We start from the raw sequence: 4,796 nt of genomic DNA on the forward strand, positions 1-4,796 counted from the left end.
GTTTGGGTGTTAACCCCCGCCGGGGGGGGGCGCGGGCCGGGGGGGCCCGGGGGGGGGGCCCCCCGCGGGGGGGGGGGGCCCCCCGCCCCCCCCCCCCGGCCCGGGGGGGGGGGGGGCCGCCCCCCCCCCCCCCACCCCGTCGGTAATTCGGCGGCTCTCGAAGATCCATCCCGCTAGGGTGTGCCGATGCCCACCGCCGTGCACGTCCGCGAACTCACCGCCGACGACCTCGCCGATGCCTGGGAGCTGGGCAGGTTCGCCTTCGGGTCCGACCCGCAACGACCTCCGCACGCCACCGAGGCGGTGCCCGGCTTGACCCGCTACGGCGCGTTCGACGACGCCGGCCGGCTCGTCGGAAAGGCCGTCGACCTGCACCACGACCAGTGGTGGTCCGGACGGGCGGTGCCCGCCGCCGACGTCGGCGGCGTGGCGGTCGCCCCCGAGGCCCGCGGCCGGGGCGTGGCCCGCGCCATGCTCAGCGCCCTGCTCCGCGGTGCCCACGAACGGGGAGCGGCGATCAGCGCGCTGTACCCGACCGTCGTCGCCCCCTATCGCGCCTGCGGCTGGGAGGTCGCCGGCGTGCTGCGCGTCGTCAACCTGCCCACTGTCTCGCTGCCCCGGCACCGACCGGACCCCCGGTTCACCATCCGCGCCGGCACGCCCGCCGACCTGCCCGCCGTCGCCGCCCTGTACGAGCGGGTCACCCGGCACCGCAACGGTCCGCTCAGCCGCCGGGGTCAGCTGTTCGACTTCTTCGCCGCCGGTGGCGGCCTGCCCGGCGACGGGCTCACCCTGGTCGAGGACGCTGGCGATCTGGTTGGCTACGCCAGTTGGGAACGGGGCCGTGGCTACGGTGCCGACTCCGTGCTCACCGTTGACGAGGCCCTGGCCAGCACCGCCGAGGCCGCCCGGGAACTCGTCGGTGTGCTCGGCAGTTGGGCCAGCGTCGCCCCGACCCTGCGGCTGTGCCCGCTCGACGGCGACGCCGTCAGCGCCCACCTGCCGCTCGAGTCGGCCCGCGAGCACGAACGGAACCTGTGGATGCACCGGCCGGTGGACGTGGCCCGGGCGGTCAGCGCCCGCGGCTGGCCCGCCCACGTCCGGGGCATCGTCGACTTCGCCCTCGACGATGACCTCGCCGACTGGAACACCGGCACCTGGCGGTTGACCGTCGCTGACGGCGCCGCCGAGCTCACCCGGATCAGCGGCGAGGCGGACGTGCGGCTGACCGTCCGCGGTTTCGCGCTGCTGTACACCGGCGCCGCCCACGCCCGCTCGGTCGCCCAGGCCGGGCTGCTGCGGCACTCCACCGGTACCGACCCGGCCGCCCTCGACCTGCTGGGCGCTGGCGGGCCGGCGCAGCTGCTCGACTACTTCTGATCAGGTCGGCACCGCCGCCAGTTCGGTGTTCGCGCGGTCTGTGACCAGGGCGAGCACCCGGGCCGCCGTGCTCATCTCGTCGGTCGGGATGTCCGCGTACAACCGGGCGGTGATGTCCGCGACGGCGGCACCGATGCGGCCCTGTGTGACGCGACCGCTCTCGGTGAGCGACACCTGCGGCTCACCGTCGCCCGCTGGAGCGCGGTCGCCGACCTGCGCGAGGTCGGCGTCGACGAGTTGGGCGATCACCGCGTGCACCGCCGGCTCGTCGACCTTCAGGGTGCTGGTGATCCGGTGCACGAGCCGTGCCCGGTCGACGGCGCCGTCGGCGAGGACGTTGAGCGCGAGCGCCTGGCCGAAGCTGATCCCGAGCGGGGTGATGGCTCGTTCAAGCAGGGCTCGGGTGGCGTAGTGGGCCTGGCCGATGACCTGGCCGTTGAGGATGGGTGCGGTGGACATGCCGCCTCCTTCAAACGTTGGCGAAACCAATGTTGGTGCGACCAACGTAGCATGAATCGTGGGTAGCACCAACGATTTCTGCTAGGCTGCGCCGCATGGAGTCCACCGGCCCGCAGTCACCCGCCGGGCTACGCACCACCCCCAGCTGGCTGCTCAACCAGACCGCCAGCCACGCCGCCCGCCTGATCGGCGAGGGCTTCGCCGCGCACGGCCTACGCGGCTATCACTATCGACTGCTCGCCGCACTGGCCGAGGGCGGCCCGGCCAGCCAGGCGGACCTCGGCCGGCGCTGCGGCATCGACCGCAGCGACGTCGTGGCGGCCATCAACGACCTGGCCGGCCGGGGGCTCGTGGTGCGCGCCCCCGACCCGGCCGACCGTCGCCGCAACGTCATCAGCCTCACTGACGCCGGCACCGGCGAGGCCGACCGGATGGGGGAGACCGTGGAACGGGTCCAGCGCGATCTGCTCGCCCCGCTGTCCACCGACGAACGCGACCAACTGACCCGGCTGCTCACCCGGCTGCTCGACCACCACACCCGCCACTGACCCCGCATCAGGGGCCGGAACGGTCAGTGGACCGACGCGCTCAGCGGGCCTCGCGCAGCTCCGCCAGCCGTGCCTCGATCTCGGCCAGCTCCGCGCGCAGCTTCTCGGCCTGCTGCTCCGCCTCTGCCCGCTCGGTGCCGAGGATCTGCTCCACCGCCTCCTGCACGCCCGGCACGTCGACCAGCGCCACCATCTTCAACGCCTCCGCCGGCTTCACCACGTACGGCTTGGCGAGGGCCTTGCTGCCCTGCTGCGCGGCGACCGTCCACTCACCGTCGGCGTACGCCAGCGTCACCGTCAGGCCCGCCGGGCCCTTCTGCTTCACGGCCTTGACCGCCCGCCGTGCCGGCGCCTTCTCCACCTGTTCCACCTGCTCCACCTTTGGCTCCTCCCGCCGTGGCGTCGGCACCCGCGGCGTGTCCAACACGAACTCGGGCGCCGCCACCGCGGGCGGCTCCTCCGCCGGTGGCTCCGGCTTCGGCTCCACCACCCGACGACCGGCGCCCTTGGGTGCCATCGCCACATCCGCGGGGGAGAACGGCAACTCGTCGCGACCGAAGCGCACCACCACGAACTCGTCGGACACCTCGGGATCGGTCAGCTCCACCACCTGACCCCCCTGACCGGCGATCTGCCCCGCAGATGCGGTGAACACCACCCGCGGCTTACGCCCGGCCGCCAACGCCTCCCGCAGGCTCTGCACCTCGTCAGTGGACAAACCCTGGCCGGCATCCATCAGAACCCTCTTCCGTACACCTGTTTGATTGCTGTCTTGATATCAGCCGGCTGCGACACCCGCCGCACGGGGCTCCGGTCCGCTCAGCCGCCCAGCGCCCGCAGCGCCCGGTCCGCGTGGTCGTTCATGCTGACCTCGCTGTGGATCACCTCGATCACCCGCCGGTCCGCGCCGATCACGAACGTCATCCGCTTCGTGCTCAATGCCCCCAACGGCAGCCGCCGCCGCACCCCGAGCTGCTGCGCGACCGCCCCGTCCGGATCCGACAACAGCGGATAGTCGAAGCCGTGTCGCGCGGAGAACTCCGCCTGCTTCTCCACGGTGTCCCGGCTGATGCCCACCCGGGTCGCGCCCACCGCCGCGAACTCCGCCGCCAGATCCCGGAAGTGGCAGCTCTCCGCCGTGCAACCCCGGCTCAAGGCCGCCGGATAGAAGAACAGCACCACCGGCCCCGCCGCCAGGAACTCCGACAGCCGCCGTGGCGTGCCCGTCTCGTCCGGCAGCTCGAAGTCCTCCACCACGTCGCCGACACTCACATCCGCCACCGCGCACCTCCGTTGTCAGACCGGACAGGCGGTGAGCGTAAGCGATCACGCCCAGAGCGTCGCCACCTCGTCCGCCACCACGGCGGCCTGCGCCCGCCCCGCCCGCGCCGCTCCGGCCCGCCGCGCCGGATCCAGCACGTTGCGGCCGATCGCCTTGCGCGCCCCCGCGTCCGGCGTCACCACCGCGACCCGCGAGCCGGCCGCACGCAGACCGGCCACCTGCGCCGACAGCCGTGGCATCGGCCCGAACGCCCCCGACGTCGGCGCGATCACCAGCACCCGCCGGGCGCCCGCCGCCAGGTCCGCGTTCACCGCGGAGCGCATCCCGCCGTCGACGTAGCGGCGCGCGCCGATCGTCACCGGCGGCCACACCCCGGGCACCGCGCAACTGGCCCCCACCGCGTCCACCAGAGACACCCCGCTGTCGCCGTCGAACACCACGAACTCACCCGAGGACGCGTCCACCGCGGTCACCAGCAGCCGCCGCGCCGGCCACTCCCGGGCCGGCAGGCGAGCCTCGATGACCGCTCGCCGCGACGCCTCCGAGGGGGTACGGGCCGCCACCGCCATCGCCCCGATCCGCGCCCGTGACCGCACCGCGTCGCGGGTCCGACCACCGGCCCACACCATCCGCGCCAGCGTCACAAACCCCAGCCGTGCCGCCCGCTCGCCGGACGGTGGCGCCAACTGCGCCTCGTACAGCTGCTCCAGCGGCATGCCCGAGCACACCTGCGCGCCGACCACCGAGCCCGCCGACGTGCCCACCACCAGATCCGCCTCGGACACCACGACGCCCCGGTCGGCCAGCCCCGCCAGCAGGCCCAGCTCCCAGGCCACGCCGGTCACCCCGCCACCACCTAGCACCAACGCCCGCTCCATGTGACTCTCCTCTCGACGACCGAGCCGCGCCGGTCACGGTAGCGTCGGCGCGACCGCTACGCGGCCCCAGGAAACAACGGGAGGCACCATGACACCCGTCACCGTCATCACCGGCGGTGGGCGCGGCCGCGGCGCGGCCCCCCCCCCCCCCCCCCCGGGGGGCCGGCCCCCCCCCCCGCCGTGGTAACGGGGGGGCCACGCCCCCCCCCGCGGCGGCCAGGGCGACCAGCACGCCCCCCGCCCGGAGGC

The 4,796-nt window shown here is 74.4% G+C and carries 6 protein-coding genes; 2 read left to right on the forward strand and 4 right to left on the reverse strand.

The window, feature by feature from the left end; genetic code table 11:
• Nucleotides 1-186: 186 nt before the first annotated feature.
• Entirely contained in the window at nt 187-1,380 is a 1,194-nt protein-coding gene (eis, locus tag ACFY29_RS29600; protein ID WP_386991405.1) for an enhanced intracellular survival protein Eis, read from the forward strand.
• Here the strand turns inward: eis and ACFY29_RS29605 are convergent, their stop codons facing one another.
• Nucleotides 1,381-1,839 carry a MarR family winged helix-turn-helix transcriptional regulator gene (locus ACFY29_RS29605; RefSeq protein ID WP_328416639.1) on the reverse strand — a complete coding sequence of 153 codons (459 nt, stop codon included), beginning with the start codon at nt 1,837-1,839 and terminating at the stop codon, nt 1,381-1,383.
• Between the two features lie 95 nt (nt 1,840-1,934).
• On the opposite strand from ACFY29_RS29605, the gene ACFY29_RS29610 reads away from it, so the two are divergent.
• Nucleotides 1,935-2,387, forward strand: coding sequence for a MarR family winged helix-turn-helix transcriptional regulator (locus tag ACFY29_RS29610; protein ID WP_386991407.1), 453 nt, complete (start codon nt 1,935-1,937; stop codon nt 2,385-2,387).
• Nucleotides 2,388-2,427: 40 nt separating this feature from the next.
• On the opposite strand, the gene ACFY29_RS29615 is transcribed toward ACFY29_RS29610, so the two are convergent.
• The 3 genes from ACFY29_RS29615 to ACFY29_RS29625 all read right to left on the reverse strand — a co-directional run bounded on the left by ACFY29_RS29615 (nt 2,428) and on the right by ACFY29_RS29625 (nt 4,547).
• The gene (locus ACFY29_RS29615; RefSeq protein WP_386991409.1) at nt 2,428-3,123 is read right to left on the reverse strand and encodes a hypothetical protein; all 696 of its coding nucleotides are present in this window, start codon (nt 3,121-3,123) and stop codon (nt 2,428-2,430) included.
• A gap of 83 nt (nt 3,124-3,206) precedes the next feature.
• Nucleotides 3,207-3,668, reverse strand: coding sequence for a peroxiredoxin (locus ACFY29_RS29620; protein ID WP_328416635.1), 462 nt, complete (start codon nt 3,666-3,668; stop codon nt 3,207-3,209).
• Nucleotides 3,669-3,713: 45 nt separating this feature from the next.
• Nucleotides 3,714-4,547, reverse strand: a complete 834-nt coding sequence (locus ACFY29_RS29625) for a patatin-like phospholipase family protein (RefSeq protein ID WP_386991411.1) — start codon at nt 4,545-4,547, stop codon at nt 3,714-3,716.
• Between the last annotated feature and the right edge of the window lie 249 nt (nt 4,548-4,796).

This window comes from Micromonospora sp. NPDC000668 (assembly GCF_042897975.1).
GTDB lineage: Bacteria > Actinomycetota > Actinomycetes > Mycobacteriales > Micromonosporaceae > Micromonospora.